Source organism: Mesorhizobium sp. M2C.T.Ca.TU.002.02.1.1 (assembly GCF_003997225.1).
This window is the reverse complement of the sequence record NZ_RZTO01001398.1, coordinates 1-749: the sequence shown is the minus strand read 5'-3', so window position 1 is coordinate 749 and position 749 is coordinate 1. Positions and strand designations below refer to the sequence as shown.

Below are 749 nucleotides of genomic sequence, written 5' to 3'. Positions count from 1 at the left end.
GCACGATCGTCGGCAAGGCGGATTCCCCCATCAAGTCGCTCGACGACCTCAAGGGCAAGACCATCGGCGTCATCGCCGGCTCGACGGGCGAAGCCTATATGAAGGAAAACGCCGCCAAGCTCGGCGTCGCCGAAACCAAGAGCTACAACGCCCAGCAGGACCTTCTGCTGGACGTGCAGAACGGCCGCATCGACGGCGGCGCCGGCGAGCTCGCCGGCTTCCTCTTCGCCATCAAGCAGATGCCGGCGCTGAAGATCCTGGTGCGCATCCCGACCGGCGAGCGCTTCGCGATGATGACCAAGAAGGGCCATCCGCTGCTCGAGAAGGTCAATGACGCGATCACCGCCATGAAGAAGGACGGCACCATGGCCGCGATCCACAAGAAGTGGTTCGGCGTCGACCCGGAAGCCGGAACCAGCACCGTGACGCCGGGTCCGATCCCGCAATAGTCCCGCGAAATGTCGCCGCGTGAGCGCCGGCCAGGCCGGCGCTCATGCTTCCACCCTTCAGGCCCGCGAAGGCGGTGGGCTTGGCATTGCCTTCATGGTGAGCCGATGGAACTGATCGACACCTTCTTCAACTGGGGCATCCTCGTCCGATCCTTTCCGATCCTCATCCGCGGATTGGGCAACACCATCCTGCTCGGCTGCGCCGCAATCGTCTTCGGCACCATCGCCGGACTGGCGATCTGCCTGGTGCGGCTCTACGCGCCGAAGCCGTTGAGGCGGCTGGCGACGCTCTATATCGAC

1 protein-coding gene and 1 pseudogene are annotated in these 749 nt (G+C 64.5%); both read left to right on the top strand.

What is annotated here, in order from left to right; all coding sequences use genetic code 11:
• Positions 1 to 449 (top strand): transporter substrate-binding domain-containing protein (locus EOD07_RS36355; protein WP_164772955.1); only part of this gene is annotated, 449 nt, incomplete at its 5' end.
• A gap of 105 nt (positions 450 to 554) precedes the next feature.
• Positions 555 to 749, top strand: a pseudogene (locus tag EOD07_RS36350) (amino acid ABC transporter permease); the annotation flags it as partial.